The 21525-nt window shown below is 40.2% G+C and carries 19 protein-coding genes; 11 read left to right on the forward strand and 8 right to left on the reverse strand.

Annotated elements, in window-relative coordinates; genetic code table 11:
- Positions 1–41 precede the first annotated feature (41 nt).
- Genes N483_RS21445 through N483_RS21455 form a run of 3 tightly spaced genes read left to right on the forward strand, consistent with a single transcriptional unit; the run spans position 42 to position 3500 of the window.
- On the forward strand, positions 42–1250 hold the full coding sequence (locus N483_RS21445; RefSeq protein WP_036975133.1) for a PqiA/YebS family transporter subunit: 1209 nt from the start codon (positions 42–44) through the stop codon (positions 1248–1250).
- Positions 1243–2898, forward strand: coding sequence for an intermembrane transport protein PqiB (pqiB, locus tag N483_RS21450; protein WP_023397858.1), 1656 nt, complete (start codon positions 1243–1245; stop codon positions 2896–2898). Before N483_RS21445 ends, pqiB begins: the two co-directional genes overlap by 8 nt.
- Complete coding sequence (locus N483_RS21455) at positions 2898–3500, forward strand: PqiC family protein (RefSeq protein WP_023397859.1); 603 nt, start codon at positions 2898–2900, stop codon at positions 3498–3500. The genes pqiB and N483_RS21455 overlap by 1 nt, the downstream gene beginning before the upstream one ends.
- Here N483_RS21455 and N483_RS21460 read toward each other — a convergent pair.
- Together N483_RS21460 and N483_RS21465 are read right to left on the reverse strand one after the other, a co-directional pair.
- The gene (locus N483_RS21460) at positions 3481–3999 is read right to left on the reverse strand and encodes a GNAT family N-acetyltransferase (protein WP_023397860.1); all 519 of its coding nucleotides are present in this window, start codon (positions 3997–3999) and stop codon (positions 3481–3483) included. The genes N483_RS21455 and N483_RS21460 overlap by 20 nt on opposite strands.
- Before the next feature lie 128 nt (positions 4000–4127).
- Complete coding sequence (locus N483_RS21465; RefSeq protein ID WP_023397861.1) at positions 4128–6992, reverse strand: insulinase family protein; 2865 nt, start codon at positions 6990–6992, stop codon at positions 4128–4130.
- 359 nt (positions 6993–7351) lie between these two features.
- Here N483_RS21465 and N483_RS21470 point away from each other — a divergent pair, with 359 nt between their 5' ends.
- Both N483_RS21470 and ushA read left to right on the forward strand, forming a co-directional pair.
- Positions 7352–7540, forward strand: coding sequence for a hypothetical protein (locus N483_RS21470; RefSeq protein WP_023397862.1), 189 nt, complete (start codon positions 7352–7354; stop codon positions 7538–7540).
- A 64-nt stretch (positions 7541–7604) separates the two neighbouring features.
- Positions 7605–9188 (forward strand): bifunctional UDP-sugar hydrolase/5'-nucleotidase UshA, encoded by a 1584-nt coding sequence (gene ushA, locus N483_RS21475; RefSeq protein ID WP_023397863.1) that lies wholly within the window; start codon positions 7605–7607, stop codon positions 9186–9188.
- A 61-nt stretch (positions 9189–9249) separates the two neighbouring features.
- On the opposite strand, the gene N483_RS21480 is transcribed toward ushA, so the two are convergent.
- On the reverse strand, positions 9250–10173 hold the full coding sequence (locus N483_RS21480) for a hypothetical protein (protein ID WP_023397864.1): 924 nt from the start codon (positions 10171–10173) through the stop codon (positions 9250–9252).
- Positions 10170–11060 (reverse strand): hypothetical protein, encoded by an 891-nt coding sequence (locus N483_RS21485; RefSeq protein WP_231105486.1) that lies wholly within the window; start codon positions 11058–11060, stop codon positions 10170–10172. The genes N483_RS21480 and N483_RS21485 overlap by 4 nt, the downstream gene beginning before the upstream one ends.
- 221 nt (positions 11061–11281) lie before the next feature.
- On the opposite strand from N483_RS21485, the gene N483_RS21490 reads away from it, so the two are divergent.
- Positions 11282–12118, forward strand: a complete 837-nt coding sequence (locus N483_RS21490) for a S1/P1 nuclease (protein ID WP_023397867.1) — start codon at positions 11282–11284, stop codon at positions 12116–12118.
- Between the two features lie 60 nt (positions 12119–12178).
- A complete protein-coding gene (locus N483_RS21495) occupies positions 12179–15388 on the forward strand; it encodes a TonB-dependent receptor (protein WP_023397868.1) in 3210 nt (1069 codons plus the stop codon).
- 419 nt (positions 15389–15807) lie between these two features.
- On the opposite strand, the gene N483_RS21500 is transcribed toward N483_RS21495, so the two are convergent.
- Positions 15808–16263 carry a MarR family winged helix-turn-helix transcriptional regulator gene (locus tag N483_RS21500; RefSeq protein ID WP_023397869.1) on the reverse strand — a complete coding sequence of 152 codons (456 nt, stop codon included), beginning with the start codon at positions 16261–16263 and terminating at the stop codon, positions 15808–15810.
- Between the two features lie 118 nt (positions 16264–16381).
- Here N483_RS21500 and hmgA point away from each other — a divergent pair, with 118 nt between their 5' ends.
- Together hmgA and maiA are read left to right on the forward strand one after the other, a co-directional pair.
- Positions 16382–17677: a homogentisate 1,2-dioxygenase gene (gene hmgA, locus N483_RS21505; protein ID WP_023397870.1), complete on the forward strand. Its 1296-nt coding sequence runs from the start codon at positions 16382–16384 to the stop codon at positions 17675–17677.
- A 77-nt stretch (positions 17678–17754) separates the two neighbouring features.
- A complete protein-coding gene (gene maiA / locus N483_RS21510) occupies positions 17755–18381 on the forward strand; it encodes a maleylacetoacetate isomerase (RefSeq protein WP_023397871.1) in 627 nt (208 codons plus the stop codon).
- Between the two features lie 22 nt (positions 18382–18403).
- On the opposite strand, the gene N483_RS21515 is transcribed toward maiA, so the two are convergent.
- A complete protein-coding gene (locus tag N483_RS21515; protein WP_023397872.1) occupies positions 18404–18634 on the reverse strand; it encodes a TIGR02647 family protein in 231 nt (76 codons plus the stop codon).
- Positions 18635–18826: 192 nt separating this feature from the next.
- On the opposite strand from N483_RS21515, the gene N483_RS27700 reads away from it, so the two are divergent.
- Both N483_RS27700 and N483_RS21525 read left to right on the forward strand, forming a co-directional pair.
- A complete protein-coding gene (locus N483_RS27700) occupies positions 18827–19111 on the forward strand; it encodes a DUF1496 domain-containing protein (RefSeq protein WP_023397873.1) in 285 nt (94 codons plus the stop codon).
- Positions 19112–19137: 26 nt separating this feature from the next.
- A complete protein-coding gene (locus N483_RS21525; RefSeq protein WP_023397874.1) occupies positions 19138–19392 on the forward strand; it encodes a VF530 family DNA-binding protein in 255 nt (84 codons plus the stop codon).
- 37 nt (positions 19393–19429) lie between these two features.
- Here the strand turns inward: N483_RS21525 and N483_RS21530 are convergent, their stop codons facing one another.
- On the reverse strand, positions 19430–20140 hold the full coding sequence (locus N483_RS21530) for a transporter substrate-binding domain-containing protein (protein WP_023397875.1): 711 nt from the start codon (positions 20138–20140) through the stop codon (positions 19430–19432).
- Positions 20141–20309: 169 nt separating this feature from the next.
- Positions 20310–21422 carry an arginase family protein gene (locus tag N483_RS21535; protein WP_023397876.1) on the reverse strand — a complete coding sequence of 371 codons (1113 nt, stop codon included), beginning with the start codon at positions 21420–21422 and terminating at the stop codon, positions 20310–20312.
- Between the last annotated feature and the right edge of the window lie 103 nt (positions 21423–21525).

Raw genomic sequence — 21525 nt, forward strand, 5'->3', positions numbered from 1 at the left:
GAACACAATAGAGGTATATATCTCTACTGTGATTTTATATTGTGATAACTGCTTGCCAACATTGTGATTATTTAGTGTCTATCGCACACATGGACAAGCATCAAAGAGCCATATGTCCGCATTGTGGTAACACGTTGGCTCACTGTCAAGTTAACTACAACCAGAGCATAAATGCGTTTGGTTTGTCATCAATACTTTTTTTGATAGTGAGCCTGCATCCTCATTTTATCTCTTATGCACAACATGGTTTAAAACAATCCATTAGCTTGATCGAAGCAATCTCGCTCCTCGCTACCAACTTTAGTACGCTGTTGGCCGGGCTACTCGCCTTTACTATTTTGCTGATGCCTTTGCTTGCATTAGTGTTAATTATGTTGGCTCACTCCCCGCTTTGGAAAAACTTAAATCCACACAATGCACGCGTCATAGTACGAATTTTGATGCTATTAAAGCCGCTTAATCTTGCAGATATTTTTCTTGTGGCTGTACTGATCAGTGCTTTCAAATTGACTGAATTTGCAGAGATTGAGGTTGGACTTGGTTTTTGGTCTTATATTCTCTTTGTTTTGTGTTTTATTGAAACACTATCCTTACTCAGTAAAGAACAACTCTGGGAAAGAGAGCAAATAACTTATTGTCCAGATGAACAAACTTGTGCACCCAGAGCACAACAGCAATCCTTAAAGAAATGTCATGTTTGTGGCCAGCTTAGTAATGCAACACATTGCCCTAGATGCACATCAAAGCTAAAGTACCGAAAAACAAATTCGCTAGAAAAAAGCGCGGCATGGATGTTGACTGCCATGGTTTTACTGATCCCTGCTTTGGCGCTTCCAATTATGGATACCATCAATCTTGGACTGCATACCAAGGCAACTATCTACAGCGGTGTCGAAGTTATGTGGCATGCGGGCTCCTACCCTGTGGCAATTCTTATTTTTGTCGCCAGTATTTGTATTCCCATCATTAAAGGGGTCGCGCTCTTTTATTTACTTTATCAAGTTAAAGCATGCACTCAGCCTAAATTGGCAAGTAAGTTGTATAGAGCACTTGAATTTATGGGGAAATGGTCGATGATCGATGTGTTCGTCGTTATTTTGTTGGTTTCTCTAGTGCAACTTGGTACTGTGTTAAGTGTTGAACCTCAATCAGGTATTGTGTTTTTCACTGCTATGGTATTATGCCAAATAATCTCTGTAAATCATTTCGACCCTAGGCTATTGTGGGATAACTTGAATAAACATGAATGAGAAAGCTTATATAGAATCCAAACCAAAATTTTCTGTAATTTGGATTGTTCCTATCATCGCTGTTTTAATCACCGGATGGATGCTCTATCAACACCAATCTAATAAAGGCCATACGATTTTTCTAAAAATGGATAATGCTGACGGCATCATTGCAGGGAAAACTGAGGTGAAAGTCAGAAGTGTGCAAGTTGGCATTGTTGAGTCTCTCAAATTACAAATAGAGCAAAACGCAGTTATTGCAACCATACGCATATTTAAAGACTATGATACTTTGCTCACAGAAGACGCCAAATTTTGGACCGTAAAACCACGGGTCGATGAAACCGGGATATCAGGCTTAAACACATTGCTTTCAGGTGTTTATATCGAGCTTTTACCTGGAGAACAAAGTAACTTAGCCAACCTCTTTACAATGCAGAATCAGCCTGCGCTCATTGCACCCGATATTGAAGGTGTCAGATACAAACTCAAAGCAGCAAACGCCGAGGTTCTGGACGTTGGAACTGGCATATTTTTTAGAAATTACAAAATTGGACAAGTTGAAACCGCCAGTTTTAACGAAAAGACACTGGAAATGGACTACGGAATTTTCGTTAATTCCCCCTATGATGAACTCATCTCTAACAATGTTATTTTTTGGGTTAACTCAGGCGTAGAAGTTGACTTATCTACCGAAGGGATCAAAGTTTCTACTGGTTCTTTGTCAAAATTGATCAAAGGCGGGATCTCTGTTGATTACCCGCCAAACTCTGTCGCTGACTCTATTGCACAGCAATACACTCAATATAAGTTACATAAAAACTTTGCGGTTGCACTGGAGAGGCGATTTGACTTATTTGATCTATACCTTGTTGAATTTGAACAATCCATTAAGGGGTTGAAGCCTGGCGCACCTGTCGAATATCGAGGAATGCGTATTGGTACCGTGGAGCAAGTGCCAGCGCAACTAGTTCGAGATGGACAGCCTTTATACTTCCAACAAAATAATACGTCGATTCCGGTGTTAATAAAGGTAGAATACGGCAGAATCTATGAGGTAGATGAGCAGGCCAAGCAATACTGGCAAGGAAACATAGAAAAATGGATTGAAAATGGGCTACGAGCATCGCTAAAAAGTGGTAATTTATTAACCGGTGCGGTATATATAGAATTAGATTTTTATAGTGCAGCCAAGCCGGAATCAATTGCCAAACACTCTGTATATCCTGTGTTACCCAGTGTACCGAGTGGATTTACGGCTTTATCCGAACAAGTTATGGCATTGCTTAATAAACTAAATAGTTTGCCGTTAGATGCAGCCTTGGGTGAAGCCAAAGACACGCTCACCGCATATAAACAATTGGGTGCTGAAACTGAGCAACTTATAAAAGATTTAAACAACAAAAAAGTACCAGAAAAAGTGGAAAAGAATTTAACTCAATTACAGGGCACGTTGACTCAGCTAACCGCAAGCTTGAAACAATTTGAAAAAACCCTGTCGACCTATCAACAAGGCTCTGGTGTAATGGATCAGTTGACCGATACACTGAGTGAGCTAGAAAGCTTGTCCAACACCTTAAAACCAGTAACTAAAGGCCTAAATGAGCAACCTAACATGCTGATTTTCGATAAAAACGCGTCCGAAGATCCCGTACCGAGGAAGCGTTAATGAAATCGTCATTACAAATTTGCTTGTTAGCTTTACTAATGATGGGTTGTAGTAGTAACTCAGATGGTCACAAATACTATAAGTTCTCTGATCAGGCTCAGTCGGTCGAAAAACAAATTGGCGCGCCAGAGACACCTATTTACTTGGATCAGGTAGCTATTTTAGGCGTTTCCAACCAACAAGCATTTGTTCAGTTTACTCAACCCAATACGGTTAATATTGCAAGCTTTCACTTCTGGGCTGAACACCCAGAAAACATGCTGACACAGTTAACCCTGAGCTATTTAAATAAACGAGGCTTGACGATAATTCCTAGGACGTTGGCAGGCGATTTAAATACAACCCGTTACAGTTTAAAGCTTGTTGTAGATGAGTATGCAGGTCACTATGAAAAAGGCGCTATTCTCAGCGGCAATTGGTATTTTTACAAGTTGCAAGCTGGCAATACCCAATTGATTCAAACAAAACGATTTTCATTTGAAAACCAGCTTCAGGACGATGGTTTCGATGCATTAGTAGCAGCTCATAAAAGCAACTGGCTGCTACTGTTAAATGATGTTGAGCAAATACTTACTGCCCAACTCAACAAAAGTAGTAAGTAAACAAACAATCAGCTTTGTTAGGCGACTGGCTAAAAATCTTCCCGTTGCCTTCAAAGCCTAGCCTCTTTAATAATTTTTTGCTGTTGTGATTTTCAACATCTGTTATAGCATGAAGCTTGGCTATGTTGAGGTGTTCACTTGCAATAGCAATAAGCTGTTCACATGTCTCAAAAGCTAACCCTCTACCTGTATAATCATCTAAAAATGCATATCCTAAATCAGGCTCTTGTAGATAAGGACGCTGGTAAAAACCCGCAATCCCAATGGCCTCACCTGATTGCAAATAAACAATATACGGAGCGCATAGTCCTTCTTTATAGGGAGATAAAAAAGAGCGTTCAATATACTCGATTGCGGTATGGTGGTTGTTTACCTTTTTGTCACCAATATACTCGATAAAACTCTGCTGATTGAGCAACTTAATAATAAAATCAGCATCATCAAGAGTCGCTTTTCTAATTTCACACCGTTTAGACACTGTTATTATATTTCCAGGCATCACAAACTCCCCCGCCACATATTTTTGTTTTTCTATTTTAAGGCTGTAAAAACCAATATAGAGCCGTGCTCTATATTGGTTTTGTTACCACAGCATCGAAGGTGCCGTAGTAGCAAGTAAACGAGAGTCTACTCGTAGCTGACTTTTTTATACAAGTCCTCTAGAGAGCTTATCTTCTTTTGATTAGGCAAGTCAGCAAATGGCTTTTCAGAAAACTTATTGCCTCTCAATTGAATATTTAACCTTGGTGCCTTTGCATTTAACAATGTATGACTTAAATAAGACTTAAGATCTTCCATTGTGACCTGCTCAGCCGCAGTAATTAATTGCTCTTTTGAGTCAAATGACAATTCATTTTTATACCAGTCCGTCAGAATAGGCTGCGCTTCTTCTGCTAAGTTTTTAGGTTCCTCTTTTAGGTTAGCCAATGTTGATGCTTTGATTTGTTCAAACTCTTCCGCGGTTAAGTTGTCCAGCTCTTTTGCATATTCCAACTTAAATGCGTCAAAACGTGCTTGCATCGACTTGACATCTTTGACCGGCGTTTGAATAAAGAGCGCAATTGCCGAATGTTCATCAATACTAGTCGCTATAGCTCCCACAGCATAGGCCAACTGCTCTTCAGTACGTAGTGTATTGAAAGCTTTTTGTCTTAAGTGCGACTTCAATATTAATGCTGCGGCTTTCTGTGCGTAACCAGGCTCCGGATGTACCACAACATCAATAACTGCGACATCAGCTACATCAGTATCTTTTTGTAAGACGATCACTTCACCTTGTTTTGGCTGCCAAAAACCAGCCCTAACATAATCAACCTGACTTACTTCGTTACCTATATGGGCCTCTAGGCCAGATACAACATTAGTGATATCTTGCTTATTGTAGTTACCATAGCCAAATACACGCACTAAGTTATTACTGAGTAATTCACTCTGTGCTTTTTTAAAGCCATCGGTAGTCATATTTTTAGCAGCCTTAATCAAAGCCTCCGTATCGAAACTACCTTCGCGAGTAACTTGCCTGTATGCTCCAAAAACTTGATAGTATGGGATTTGCTTTTCTTTATTTTGCAAAGTACGAACATATCGATCAATTGCTTGCTCGAGTTGTTTTTGGTTTGGAGTTACGGCCAGTCCTTCGAGCGCTTTTTCTATCAATACTGGCTGCTTATCCGTAAAGCCTGAAACCGACATCACCAAGCCGTTAGCGTAGCTAAGCTCCAAACCCATTCCTGCAACGTGTGCTTCAGTTATCAACTTCGCTTTTTCAATCTCATAGAGATCAGCCCAAAGGTTTGCAGCAACTTGGGCATTGATATCGTTAATTGGCAAAGCACTGTTTAAGACTATTTCTAATTTCCCTTTTGGCTGCTCGCCAAAACGTTTGCTCGGCTTAAGCCACGCATGTATACGCTTACCCTCATATACCTTTTCAACCACTTTAGATTCGGAGTTTTTGAGCTCAAAGTTTTCCGGTAGCAATCGGTTGACACTCGGTAACGCTAAAGCAAACTGACTGGGTTTAGACCAAGATTTAACTTCACTTTCCCCAATGGGCTCAACCTTATATTCTCCATCATAAAAGTGAAGCTTGCTGTCAACGGGCTCATCTTTACTTATGTACCAAACACGCATGGTATCGGAGTTAAGCTGCTTTAGGACCTGATTTACTGCTTTTGGATCAAACTGAGCAAAATGATAGTTTGCATTAATCGCATGTGTTAATGGATAGTCTTGCATATTGGCAGCTAATGTACTTACATATGAAAACTCATCACTCTTTTCTAAGAATCTAAATTGATTATTCAATGATGTTCTGATCTCTTCGAAGTACTTGCTATCAACTCCCTGCTCTTTAATCAAGTTTATGTACTGCATAATTGTTGCAACAATGGTTTCGCGTTGCTGCATTCCTTGATCAGTCAATTGAACATCAATTGTTAATGCACCGTAATTACCATAGTGATTTGGCGACGCGTTTGCCGTCAACGAAGAGATAAGCCCCTGCTCTTTCAATACTTGAGCTGGACTGCCTTGCATTTCATTGCTCAATAAATAGCTAACAAAATAGTTAGGTTTGACGGCAAAGTCAGACATATTATTTTCAATTATAAACTCGACATTAAGCGCTTTGACATCTTGATTCGGTCGATAATGAATGCGTTTTTTGCCTACTTCGCTAAAGTCTATCTTTTTAGTTACTTCTGGCTCAGGGATATTTTTATTTTTAATGGTACTAAAATGTTTTATCGCTTTTTGTTCCATCTCAGCCAATGGCATATTTGAAACCATCGCGAGTTTCATAATGTTCGAAGAATAATATTTATTGTAGAAAGCGACTGTTTCTTGATGCAGGCTACTATTCTCCTTGTCACCGAGCGTTTCCAAATTACCTATCAAAAATCGGTTAGACGGATGGTCACCTAAAAGCTGCCTAGCCAACTTGAACTGCCCAAAAAAGTCCATTTCTCTGCGCATCGACCACTCGGCATTTACAGCGTTTTTCTCTTTATCTGTATACTCAGGGTAGAGTTTTGCCGACTTAAAAAAGTCTGAAAAGCGGTCCAGTGCCTCGTCGTAAGCATCATTGTTTATTTTAACCATGTAGTTGGTCACATCTAACCAAGTATACGCATTATTGGCGCCGCCATTATTTTGCACAAACTCCGCATACCCATCTGGATCTGGAAACTTTTCTGTGCCTAAAAACAACATGTGCTCTAAATAGTGTGCCATTCCTTGCTGAGACATAGGATCATGAAGCAAACCAACACCAACGCTGAGAGCAGCAGCTGATTTTTCAGCACTAGGATCAGAAACAAGCACAACCTCAATGCCATTCTCTAGAGTAAGTACTTTGTAAGCACGGTCGTCATTGGGGCTCACCACAAGCTGTTCAGAAATAAGTTGTACAGGTTGGTTGTTGAAAGTCGTCGTCGAGCACGCTGTCAAAATGCCAAGCGAGATAGCGCCTAGTGCCATTAGTTTTTTCATAAAGTTCCCAATATAAATTGCATATTTGCCGAGTAGCAGTACTTAAAGCAAATAGCCTTAGATTATCTTTTTGAATGTATTGTCATATACTGATAGTAATGTCCGATATGCACAAGCACAAGCCAAAAAAAAGTGTAACCGATTGTTAAATATAGACAAGCTAACGCTATTAAAAGTTCTTCAGTAAGAATCTTTTTATCACTATTTAATAACTTAGCCCATTCAATGAACAGAAAAGTTAATTTTTATGATTAAAAGTGTTTTTTTTGAATCAAAAACACTCTACACTGCGTGCAAATTGCTCAGTTCTCAAACTGGTGCTACAAGGCAAGTATATAAAAATCAACAGGGGCTAAAAAATGAATGAAGAGCAAATTTGTGATTTTGGCATTCATGCAGGCGAACCATATAGCAAACTGCCCGCATGCTTTTTAAATTGGATGGTTGAAACCAACCATAAAAAACGGAATTTTGCGAAAAGCGAACTCAATAGAAGAGAAGAGGCTGTGCTCAGTTCTCGCAATACTTCAAACCCCACAACTTTGTAATGCCATTTTCGTGTAATTGCTTTAAACTACGCGCATAAATAAGTTCAGATTTTTATAATAATTTATGCGCATAATTATTTCTTTGTTTTTGCTTTGTTTTTTAGCTGCCTGCCAATTACTGACAGTAAAAGACAATGCACAATATTTAACAGTCCTACATACCAATGACAACCATGGTCGATTTTGGCACAACGAAAATGGTGAATACGGTATGGCTGCACGAAAAACCCTTATCGACCAATTACGCAACGACGCAGTAAAACAAGGGCATAGTGTTATTTTGCTGTCCGGGGGTGATATAAACACAGGCGTTCCGGAGTCGGATTTACAAGTAGCTGAACCCGATTTTAAAGGGATGAGCATTATTGGTTACGATGCAATGGCCATTGGCAATCACGAGTTTGACAACCCATTGAGCGTACTAGACAAGCAGATAAAATGGTCTAATTTCCCTTTGCTCTCAGCCAACATTATTGATAAAAAAACCAATAAACCAGCTTACCAGTCTTACACTATTATCCAAAAAGGGCAGCTAAAAATAGCTGTTGTAGGATTGACCACTGTCGATACTGCAAAAATCGCCAATCCACAGTATATCGGCCACTTGGACTTTATCACGCCGGCGGTTGCTACACAGCCTCTGGTAGATATGATCAAATCGACGTATCAACCTGACGTCGTTGTTGCAGTAACGCACATGGGTCATTATCACGATGCCAAGCACGGAATCAATGCTCCTGGTGACGTCACTTTAGCCAGAGATTTGAAACCAAACACCTTAGATATGATCATAGGAGGTCACTCTCAGGAGCCGATCTGTGTAGATGAAATGGGTAAGCAAGATGCTTCTTTTTCACCAGGTAAAGCTTGCTGGCCAGACAAGCAAAATGGTACTTGGATTATGCAGGCCCATGAATGGGGCAAATATGTGGGCAAGGCGGTCTTTAAGATTGAGAATGGCAACAAAGAACTACTTAGTTACGAACTAGTTCCCGTCAATTTAAAAGATGACCAAGGTAACTTCATCACCAATGAAATTGAGAAGGATACAAGCCTATATAATTTCTTACTCCCCTTTCAAGAAAAAGGCGCGGAAAAACTTGCTGGGGCAGTTGGTAATGTAGATGCCTTCCTAGATGGCCGCAGAGACACAGTTAGATTTACCCAGAGTAAATTGGCCGACCTTATCATCAATGCACAAACTGAAGCTGTAGGAGCAGACTTTGGCATCATCAGCGGTGGCGGTATCCGTGCAAGCATAAAAAAAGGCGATGTAAACTACAAAGATATTTTGAAAGTCCATCCATTTAGAAATCGCGTTGCTTATATTGACTGGCAAGGGCCTGAATTAGTGGACTATATCAGTGTCGTAGGAAGCTTTCCGGCAGATGCAGGTGCTTACCTACAGTATCATAAAATCGACTTTAGTATTGAAAATGGCCTTGCCAAGATAAAGACAATTAATGGCAAGCCATTTGATATTAATGGAATTTATAGAATGAGCATCAATAGTTACAATGCAGCTGGAGGAGATGGCTACCCGGTTATTACCGAAAAGGAAAGCTATCAAAATACCGACAGCACAGATGCGCAAGTATTGAGAGCTTATATCGAAAAATATTCACCAATAAAGACAGGTAACCTTTGACCTGAAATTTAAATAACAGATGAGAGCATAAAGCGACCCGCTGAATGCTCTCCTCTTACCTTTACTTACCTACTACCTCTATATCTTCTTCATTTATTTTCGTTAGAGCGTAACTATGCAGCTTTGATCGAGATCCCTCACCATGAGCTTTAGGCGGATAATACTTAGCTTTTAATTCAGGTGTTGCAGACAACAGCTCATCAAGTGCCGCCCGAATTTCACTGAGCGTTTTTTCAAGGCTATTCGAAAAGTTCGGTCTTTTTCGAATTGTGTGCCCGAGTGAAACTAGGCGGTGAAAATACTTATCAGCCATATCCAATAGCTCTTCAGGTAAGTCTTTGTTTTGATTTAGTGACGCTTCAGGATACGTCATACAATACTCAAGCAATGCTAGGTAAAAGCACAAGGGTTTATTTGCTAACTGTACCGTTAGCTCTTTATTAGAAGTAAGATGTAGCGTTTTGGAATATAAATCAATTTTAAGAATTTCCAGAGTAGGTAAAACAACCTTTTTCTCTTCACGGACCTGCTGTTTATACTTCCTTCTCGAAATATTTTTTAAAAGCGCAAAGTTAAACATTGCAAATACCAGCGGAAATATAAGCAAAGAGTAATTGTGACTGTAGTCTGCCTTTAATAATAAGTATGTTCTATTACCTGGAGCTACAAGCTGCTCAACACTCTCCCCTTTAGCTGGCGATATGGGTTTATTTGAGATAGCGATGAGCGTTACACGGCTGTTTTGCTGTGATAAATGTTGGTTCACACCCTCAATATACAGCTCTAATGCTTCTGGATCTCCTGAATAATTCAGCATAGCATCTGCTAATGGTAGTCTGTGCCTATCTAGCGAAACTCTAAGTTTAATTTCTTGTAGGTCATGATATACGACATCATCAATTGTATATTTGGACATCGTAATAAAAACGAATAGAAAAAATATTAGGTAGACAGAGAACACTAACGCTTTTTTTAATTCCTTCATTCGCGCTCACCTAAAAACTCATAAGGAAACGTATTACATTGCCAATATTCATTAATACTATCAAAGTAGCTTGAACCTGTGTCTTGGGCTACTTGATGCAATAGGCTTTGCAATGAACAAGCAAGCTCAGTGTTGTCGCTAACCATTTTCAAATACCACTTGCTTCCACTTATATTACTCCCTGTCGGAGTTATATAATTTTTTGAGAAATGAGCTTCGTCTGCTTCATTCCAATATGTCGCTATAATATCTAACTCTCCCGACGAAAGTTTGTCGCGTAAAATTTTGTGAGATGTAACATACTGTATGTTTAGCGCATCTATATCTATATCTAATGCTTTGAAGGTTTGCTTTGGCATAATATGCCCGGAGCGGCTAGTTGGATAGTCTAATAGGCCAATTTTTTTATCTAAAAAGTAGGCTTTTTCCAGCTTAGGCTTCTCTCTATTAGATATAAAAAATGCAGTGTACTCGGGATAGCCAATAACAGCTTTATAACTGTAAGTGGATTCAGCCATCAAAGCCTTCATCACATTGTCTTTTGATAACGTCAAATCTGCTAGACCTTTGGCTATGAAATCAATTTGCTCTGCTAAGTTGCCACTCCAATATACATTTACTAAGCCAAATTGTTTTGCTAACACAGGATCTGAGCATAGTTTTTGTGCTAATGCGTCTGCTAATTTTTTTACCGGGACATGCACATTGAATGACTGTGTATTTGATACTGAGCGAGTTTGGCATTGAATATGTTTTTCAAGCAAATTAGGAAGCACTACCACAGAAGGGCTATTGAGCGCCTTTGCCAAGTAAAAACATGCCAAAACAGATAGAAACAAAACTGTAACAATGGTTGTATTATTGCTTAATTTAAGATTGTATTTCACATCAATTAGATTCTTTTATTTCCTACAGGCTTATTAGATCAACTTTCTTTACTTATTGCAACAGGTAATTTTACTAATAAGACGTAAGGCATTGATTTAAATACTTTATTAATAGGAAATTATGAATACTCTTGACTCCTTTTATTTTCGTTAAAAACCCGGACAATTGACCTCATTAGAATACTTGGTAATTATCTGATTTACATTTAGGCGAGTAAGTGATGTTTAGAGGTTCAATTAAAGTTTTTGCACTCTCCCTTGGCTTGGTGAGTAGCTCCGCTATTGCTTGGGGTCAAAACGGGCACAGAGTGATCGGTGAGTTGGCTCAGAGCTATTTAACGCCCGCTACTGCATCTCATATTCAATTGATCCTTGGTGACGACACATTAGCAGAAGTATCCACTTGGCCGGATGAAATGCGCTCTGACTCGGCACACTTTTGGAAAAAGCAATCAGGTAAATGGCATTACATCAATATTGATAAACCTGAGCACATGCATCGCCACAGCAACCCTGAGATCTCAAACAAAGAAGAAGTAAAACACATTCTTGATGGTATCAATTTCACAGCAAATGTACTTAAAGATTCTTCCTCAGACTTAAAAGACAAGCAATTTGCTTTAAAGTTCCTTGTACATTTAGTTGGCGACGCACACCAACCTTTCCATGCTGGACGAGCCGAAGATTTAGGCGGAAATAAAATTGATGTAGAATTTTTTGGAAAGTCTACTAATCTTCATAAAGTTTTTGACACGGAGCTAGTGGAATACCAAAAGTTATCTTTCACAGAATTTACTCGCTTCATTACTACCTCAGACAAACAGTTAATCGCTAACTATTTAAACAGCACACCTTCTGATTGGTTATTGGAATCCAATAAAATTGCTGAGGACATATACGAAAGCAATGAAACTGAAATAAGTTGGGGTTATATATATAAACATACACCGACAATTAAAATACGCCTTCAACAAGGCGGATATAGATTGGCTGGGTTGCTAAACCAAATTTTTGACAATAACTCAAAGCCTTTAGTTAATGCGCTTGCTAATAAATAAAAGCTTTGAAAAATGATATTTAAACTAACTGATAAACCTAATAACACGGGAAACAACATAATGAAAAACGTTCGCTTAACTAAAGTAGCTGGTGCTTTAGTCTTAGCCCTAGGCGTGTCTGCTTCAGCTTTTGCTTCTGAAACATCTTCATCGATGCGAGGTAAAGTAACTACTCCTGAAGGCAATGCCGCCGCAAACGTTAAAGTAACTGTCATTCACGAACCTACTGGTACTGTTAGCCAGTTTGTAACTAACGACTCTGGTGCATTCATTGCAAAAGGTCTTCGTGTAGGCGGTCCATACAAGGTTATCCTTGATTCTGACGCTTACCGCGACTCTGAGCTAAACAACATTTATTTAGACTTAGGCCAAACTCGTCGTGTAACTTCTCAGTTAGAGCCAAAGAAAATTGAAACTATCTCAATTTCAGGTTACAAAATTGTTCAGCAAGCAGGTGGTTCTTCAAGCGTATTTGGTGAAGAAACAATTAGAAACATGCCAAGTTTCAACAACGACCTGAAAGACGTGGCTCGTTTGAATCCACTAGCTTCTGTAAACGGCGCAGGTGAATTGACCATCGCTGGTAACAACCCAAAAACAAATAGCTTCACAGTTGACGGTATCGGTCAAAATGATGATTTCGGTCTAAGCTCTGGAGGCTACCCTACTCAGCAGCCACCAGTTGCACTAGATGCTATTGAGCAGGTTTCTGTAGACGCAGCACCATTCTCTGCTAAAAAAGGTAACTTCGGTGGTGGTCAAATTAACGCTGTTACAAAGTCAGGTTCGAATGATTATACCTTCACAGGCTTTTACGAGTTCTCGAACCCGAGCCTAGCTGGTAAATTAGACTCAATCAACGAGATTGCTGGTGAGCGAGATGAAGCTGGCCACCGTACATACGAAACGGTTTCTGATGACTCTATCCTGAACGAAAACCGTTATGGTTTTAGTACAGGTGGTGCGATCTTAAAAGATGAGCTTTTCTACTTTGTAAACTACAACTCATGGACTCAAACTAAAGAGCTTTCTTACGGTTGGGAAGGTGCTGGCACAACTCATGAGCACGATATCGCTCAAGCAGATTTTGATCGCTTCAACAGCATTTTACAAAACACGTATGGCTTAGATGGTGCCCTAGGTGGTGATCCAGAAAGTACAAACGATGCTCTACTTGTGAAATTAAGCTGGAACATCAATGATGCACACCGTGCTGATTTCACTTACCAGTGGCAAGATGACAATCAAGATCGTGAATACTCTGAAGGTGGTGATGAGGTTTTACTTGCTTCTCGTCGCTTCACTGAAGAGAAGTCATTCAATAACTTCTCTACAAAAGTTTATTCAGATTGGACTGACAGCTTCTCAACTGAAATTGGCTTCGCTTATAAAGATGTTAAAAGCGAAAGTATGAATAACTCAGACTTAGGTACTGTTGAAGTTCACATTGATGGTGGTCGTTCACCAAGCTTTAACTTTGGTCGCGATGAATTCCGTCACGCGAACATTTCTGAGACTGAAACGGCAACATTCACTTTTGATGGTACTTACTTCTACGGTGACCATGAAATTAACTTCGGTGCTCAATTAGAAAGCTTACGTCTGTATAACTTATTTGGCGCGAACACCAAGGGTTCTTGGACATTTAACTCTCTAGATGATTTCGCCTCTGGTACACTAGACGAATTCTCTTACCGTAATGCATATACAAATAATGTGAATGACTTGGCATACGACGCGACTCGTAAGCAAATAGCTCTATATATTGAAGACAAGTTCTACCCAACTGACGATTTAGAATTAAATGTTGGCCTACGTTATGAGCGTTTATCTTCAAGCGATAAGCCTACTTTGAATGCTGCATTTACTGAAACGTACGGTTTCTCTAACCAAGAAAACTTAGACGGCATCGACATTATCCTTCCTCGTATTGGCTTTAAGTACTATGCAACTGAAGCACTAACAATCAATGGTGGTATCGGCCGCTTCCAAGGCGGTATTCCAAATGTTTGGTATAACAACCCTTACCAAAATGATGGTCTAACATACGTTACAGCTTCTAATACAGCTGTTGACCAATATGTAGAAGTTAACAACAACCGTGCACAAGCAGACGCTCTAAGAGTTAACAACGCAGGCTTTGCTTCTGTTCCTGCAAGTGTACAAGATACACTGGCTAAAGGCGCAGGTAGCACAAACTATACAGATCCTAACTTTGAACTACCTTCAAGTATCCGTGCTCAAGTAGGTTTTGACTACGAATTTGACTCAGAGCTACTAGGCGATGGATTTAAATGGTCAGCAGAGCTTTCTTACCACATCAAAGAAAACGAAGCGATTTGGAAAAACACAGCACTTAAGCCTGTCGGCACTTCTAAAGATGGTCGCGTTAAGTACGAGTCAATCTACGATGGCGATGCTGCTGAAAACTTCGATATTATGATGACTAATGCATCTGAAGATGTTCGCTCTATTATCTTCAGCACATCACTAGCTAAAGAGTTTGATAATGGCCTATACGTGTCTGCAAGTTATACGCATCAAGACATTGAAGACGTATCGCCAGGTTCATCATCTCGTGCGCAAAGTAACTATAAACATGCAGTTACACAAAGCCGTAACGTTGACCACGTTGCAACTGGTTACTATGAAATTGAGCACAGCTTGAAACTGAATGTTAGCTACACGACTCAGTTCTTCGATGGCTATGACTCTAAGTTTAACCTATTCTTCGAGCGTCGTTCAGGCCGTCCATATAGCTATGTTATGGGCTTCTTTAGAGATGGAGACTACGGTGATACTCGTGACTTCAACTCGAATAGCGCATACCTAGCATACATTCCATCAGGTCCTGATGATCAGAATGTAGAATATGCTGAAGGTTTCAGCTGGTCACAACTTGAAACTTTATTAAACCGCGCAGGTATCTCTGAGCGTGGTCAAATCCTTGACCGCAACACGTTCAGACAACCTTGGGTTACAACTATGGATGTCAGCTTCAAACAAGAGATCCCAGGTTTCTACAAAGACCATAAAGCTCAGTTTTATGTCATGATCGAGAACTTCGCGAACATGCTAAATAGCGACTGGGGTCAAGAAGAGCGCTTGAGATTCCCTAACCAAAGTATCTATGACTTTGGTGGTCTAACTGACGACGACAAAATCATTATCGAGAATAAATTCGGTGGTGCAGACGTACGTAACTTCAACGAAATCGATGAAAACAAGTCAGCTTGGCGCGCTAAAATCGGTGTTCGTTACACATTCTAATATCTAACTTAAACATGTAATTAGATGTCAAGGCCAACTTAATGTTGGCCTTTTTATTGACTATGCATTGACTAATGATTCTTTTGTACAAACTCTTTTTTAAACCTCACATAGTAAAGCTACAGTATCCTGTAGTGCGATATCCGCCTAACAGCCATCTTTTTAAAGCTATAACCGCGTCCAGCAGATACAACATGAACGAGCTTTATAAAATGCCGATTAGATATGTTACATACGGAGAAAATGAATTAGCTTTGTGCAGACAGGGATTTTAAGTTATGAAGAGACAGGTGGTGCCTGGAGTAAACAAAACAGTTTAAACCATCGATGACTTTGAAGAGGTCATTTATGCTCACGAGTCATAAAAACCCTCTTCATTTTATATGTAGCAGTTACGATGATCGTTTAGACAATTACTTTCAGCCAGTCACTTTTCTTTCGACAGACTGAGATAGCTTTTCGATCAAAGCTTTTAAAGTAACCTTTTCACTCTCACTAAAATTTGACAATAAATCCCGCTCCCACTCCTTCGCCTTTGGTGTCAACACCTCGTATAAATTGATACCACCTGGTGTGGCTTGCAACACCGTTGCGCGTTTGTCATCAGGGTGTTTGTTCAACCCCATTAACCCTTTTTCTTCTAATTGCTTTATCGCGCGCGATACGGTGGACTTGTCCATATTTGCCAGCTCACAAATTTGCCTAGCTGTAGCAAACTCCAAATTGAGTACATGAGACAGTACGCGCCATTGGGCTTGTGTGAGACCCGCCTCTTGATTATAAACTTGAGCAAAGTCTTCACTCACTTGAGCGGATAAAGATACCAACTGATAAGGTAAAAACTGGCTAATATCTAAAATAGTTGGTTTACTCACGGTGCAAAGTACCTCTCACTTTTGTAATTATTTATTTACAGTACATCTTTATCAGGATGTTTGCAATTACTCTCACATGAGAGTATCTTACAGGAAACATCAATGGAGTCTACGTAAAATGAGTACAGAATTCGACTATTTGACAGGATTTGGTAACGAATTTGAAACCGAAGCCCTACCCGGCGCATTACCGGTTGGACAGTTTTCACCTCAAAAAGTGAAATACGACCTATATGCTGAACAATACAATACAACGGCGTTTACAGCACCGCGTGCAGAAAACCGCAGAAACTGGTTCTACCGTATACGCCCATCTGTATTGCAAGGTGAATACCAGCCAATGGACAATGGCCTGGTAAGAACTGGTCCTATTACTGAAGTACCAACGCCACCGTCAATGCTGCGTTGGAACCCGGTAGAAATACCAGCAGAAAAGACTGACTTTATTGATGGCCTTGTGACTATGGCTGCCAATGGTAGTGCTAACAGCCAAGTTGGTATCGGTATTCACGTATACGTCGCAAACGCTTCAATGGAAGGTAGATATTTCTACAACGCTGACGGTGAATTGTTATTCGTTCCACAGCAAGGCGAACTTGTACTGCACACTGAGTGCGGCAAACTTGCTATTAAACCAGGCGAAATCGCAGTTATCCCTCGCGGGCTGAAGTTTCGTGTTGAGCTAATCAGCGAACAAGTTCGCGGATATATTTGTGAAAACTACGGTCATCCATACATTTTACCTGAACGCGGTCCTGTGGGCGCTAATGGCTACACAAACGAACGTGATTTCCAATATCCAGTTGCTGCTTTTGAAGACCTTGAAGGCGACTTTGAGCTTGTAGCTAAATTTAATGGCAACCTATTCCGCTGTGATATTGGACATTCGCCACTAGACGTAGTTGCCTGGACAGGTAACAGCGCACCATATAAATATGACTTGTCTCGCTTTAATGTAATTAATACTGTGAGCTTTGATCATCCAGATCCATCAATCTTTACAGTGTTAACTTCTCCATCGGGCCAAGAAGGTGTTGCAAATGTCGACTTTGTGATTTTCCCTCCTCGATGGATGGTTGCTGAAGACACGTTCCGCCCACCATATTACCATCGTAATATTATGAGTGAGTTTATGGGCCTTATTGAGGGTGTCTATGACGCAAAAGAACACGGCTTTGTGCCTGGCGGTATGAGCTTGCACAACTGTATGTCTCCGCACGGCCCAGAAGCTGACGTATTTGAAAAAGCCTCAAATGCAGAGCTTGAACCACAGCGCTATGAAAATACATTGGCCTTTATGTTTGAATCACGCTATGTAATTTCACCAACTAAATATGCACTTGAAGGCAAAGAGCGCCAACCTAACTACTCGGATTGCTGGAAAGGCATTAAGAAGTATTTCAAGGGCGCATAATTGCATAACAGGCATTAAGCAATCATATTTTATATTGGCCACTTTATTGTGGCCTTTGTCGTGAATAAGGATTTAACATGAAACTTTATACATACTTTCGCTCATCTGCTGCGTATCGCGTGAGAATTGCCCTTAATTTAAAAGGCATTGATCATCAGCTTGAAGCCGTTAACCTATTGAAGTCGGAACAGCAACAGGCGCCATATACAGCTAAAAACCCGCAGGGCTTGTTGCCAGCAATGGAGACAGAGCAAGGTACTTTGGCACAGTCTTTGGCTATTTTGGAATGGTTGGAAGAAACGCATCCAGAAACACCGCTTCTACCTGCTGATCCATGGCAAAAAGCGCAAGTTCGTAACTTTAGTTATGCCATTGCCTGTGATATTCACCCTATTGATAACTTGCGTGTTCTTAAATACTTAAGCAGTGAGCTAAATGTTACTGACGAACAGAAGACAACTTGGTATCAACATTGGATCATTGAAGGGTTTAAGAAATTAGAACCTACATTGGGAGACGGCCCTTTCTGTTTTGGTGACCAACCTACACTGGCAGATTTGTGTTTAGTTCCGCAAGTCTTTAACGCGTTGCGCTTCAAAGTGGATATGTCACAATTCCCTAAAATTGCAGCCGTTTATGAACACTGTAATACTTTAGATGCCTTTATCAAAGCGGCACCCGAAAACCAACCGGATGCAGCTTAAATACGTATTTATGTTTGGGGTATTATTTTAATGCCCCATGAACTTGATCAATATGAGCCAGTAAATCGTGTCCCAAATCCGTTAAATAACCGCCATCGGGCCTATCTATCACCCCTTTATCAAACAACCGCTCTGCAGCAGCTAAAATACTTTGATCCGCACTGCTATGTATTTTAAGGCCTTGGTGCAAACTACTCCTTGGAAATTTTGCCAATAGTTCCAGTTCCGCCATCAACTGAGTGTCAAATGCCATACTTCCCCCTAATTACAATCAAGCTACCAATTGGGCATGACTTGTGCTTACATTTAAATATACTGGTCAGACGGTGTTGCCGCTGACAATCCTTTAGAACAGCCGTTTAAGCTAGCTAAAGTACATACTACCTTTAGTGCCGATAAACGTACTTCGACCTAATAAACATTAGCCCAGACTATGAGTAATGCCATGTATAAGATCAATTTTTTATCATTTTTAATAATTTTTTTATGTTCCCTGCCGATTAATGCAAAAGAAAACTCCCCTAGGGTGTTCGTTGATTCTCCGCAGCGAGTTTGTTGGTTTAATTCATCTCAGTATAGCGAAGGCGCTTTGATAAAACAGTTTGACCACATATATGTATGTAGCCATAAATATGGTAACCAGCCACAAAGCCAACTCGTATGGTTAAAGCTTGATGAGAATGGAGAGCCGAAAAGGCTAGATCTTAGAGGTAAGATACGAGTACACTAGCGCGTCGCGAAAATTAGGTTTTAAATATGAGTACACAACAACCAAATAACCCACTGCACGGTGTTAAGTTACAAGACATCGTTGAAAAGCTTGAATCTGAGCTCGGTTGGGAAGAAATGGCGCAGATCGTCAATATTAACTGCTTCAAAAAAGACCCTTCCGTAAAGTCCAGTCTAAAATTTTTGCGAAAGACACCTTGGGCAAGAGAAAAGGTAGAGCAACTGTACCTTGATACATTTCACGGTTTTGCTTGGCCTTCCAGCCCAGAATCTAAAAAGTAGCCATAAAGCCAAGAGGAAAAGCTCCTCTTGCTGTTTTTTAGTTAAATCCCAATTGCTTATAACTGTTAACTATTTTTTTTGTCACATGAGGTGGCAAGTTTTTGTTGCACGCAAAGTATAGCTCCATGTCCAAATTGCGCAGCGTCAAAACCGGTTCAAGCAATACACTTACGGGCTCGTGCTTTCTTTTAAACTCAAACTGATCATCACTTAATATCACAAGGTCAACAAATTTATGTCGTGTTGCGAGCAACTCAAAAACACGTTCAAACGAGTTGATAAGCACGAGGTTGTATCCCTCAATAAAACCATTTTTCACTAAAAACTGATGGCTGTAATTATCTTTGATAACGGCAACTTTGTATTGCTTAGCTTCTTCTATTGAATCAATTGAGATCTGAGACGACTTTAAAGCATAAAAAGAGGTGACAAACTTACTAATGGGAAATACCCAATTGAATTTTTCGCCTCGTTGCTCATTTTTAGCCATAGAGAAGATACAGGTATTTTCATCTCGAGCTGCTGTATTGTAGGCTGTAGTCCAAGTTTCTACCGAGATCCGGTAGTTGATCTTTGACTTATCTAACACCGCCTTTACTTTGTCAACGGCAGTGCCTACTAGCTCCCCTTCTCCATTAATATACTGAAATTGTGGGAAGTTCTCCGTAACAATATGTAAGGTATAACTCGCATGAGCAAAGCTCAATGTTAGCAATAAACAGCATCCAAGCATCCATCGATACAACACTTATCTCCTAACAAATCACATTTAGTAATACAAACTATAGGTAACAATTACGGGTCTGTGAAATTACAGCACGAAGAGGCAATCAGAAGCGCCAGTGAAGTATTTTCTAAAGTAAGAGTGGGTAAAACAAAAAGGAAAAGGGGCATATTAGCCCCTCTTAGAATCGCAGTTAGGCTTTATTCATCGCATCAATTAAGAACGCTGAAATCTTCGCACCTTCTCTCAATGTTGTTTCTGAACTTGATTGGCCTGCAAGGGAGCTATCTGTGAATGGCGCAATCTCCATCATATCCGCACCAGTGATCGGGAACTCTTTAGCAAGAGCTTTGAGGATTGTCATAGACTCTTCAGGTGTTAATCCGCCAGTTTCAGGGGTGCCTGTCGCCGCGGCAAACTCTTCATCTAATGCGTCAATATCAAAGCTTACATATAGCTCATCGACATTGTCGGCTTTAAGCTGCGCAATTACGCCAGCAACGATAGCGTCAGCACCTTGCTCTCTAATTTCATGTGCCCAGTGTTGTTTAACGCCAAAAGTGCCTTCCCAATGCTCTTTTGCTTTACCGCTTGAGCGGATCCCAAATTGAATTAGGTGATGAGGAGCAGGCAAAAACTCAAGGATATGTGTACACCAAGAACCAAAACATAGGTCAATACCTAGTCTTTCAACCAACAGATCTGTGTGAGCATCAAAGTGAATAATCGCAGTGCGTTTGCCTTGCGCTCTTTTCGCTTTTAAATATGCCTTTGTTAGTGGGTAACTAATAGAATGATCACCGCCAATACCAAACACACCTTTATCAGGGTAGTGCTTATAGAAACCATCACACACATCTTCGGTAATTGACAACGGCGCTACAAAATATTCGCTATTCTCATCTTGATAAAGGGCTTTCTGACAATTAGAGATGGTCCCTTCATTTAAATACTTGTCATGTAGTAGGTGAGGAATAACACGCACATCACCTAAATCAAATGCTGTTGTTTGTGGCTGCTGTTCTATTAGCGTGCTGCGTAAAAATAACGGACCCCAGTTTGCACCACGTAAAATACCACCACCACAATCAGAGCTAATACCTAAAATAGCAGCTTTGTGTTCGCTGTTTTCAATATTTTGCAAAGAGTCTTTCCAAAGTGCCTCTACACCTTCAGTTTGACCATATAGCTTTTGTCTCAGTGCTTCTTTGCGTTCCTTAGCTGTATTCACAGTGAATACCCCATCACCTGGTGGGCACAGACAATTTTCTAGTTTTTCAAGGTATTGTGATTTGCTGTTGCTCATAGCGTGCTCCTCAATAATTTGCATAATCATGCTAAATTGACTCTACTTCAAAAACGTAATCCGCTAATGAAATCAGCTCACTTTTAACCAATTTTTATTTGAA

It is taken from the genome of Pseudoalteromonas luteoviolacea NCIMB 1944, from assembly GCF_001625565.1.
GTDB lineage: Bacteria > Pseudomonadota > Gammaproteobacteria > Enterobacterales > Alteromonadaceae > Pseudoalteromonas > Pseudoalteromonas luteoviolacea_F.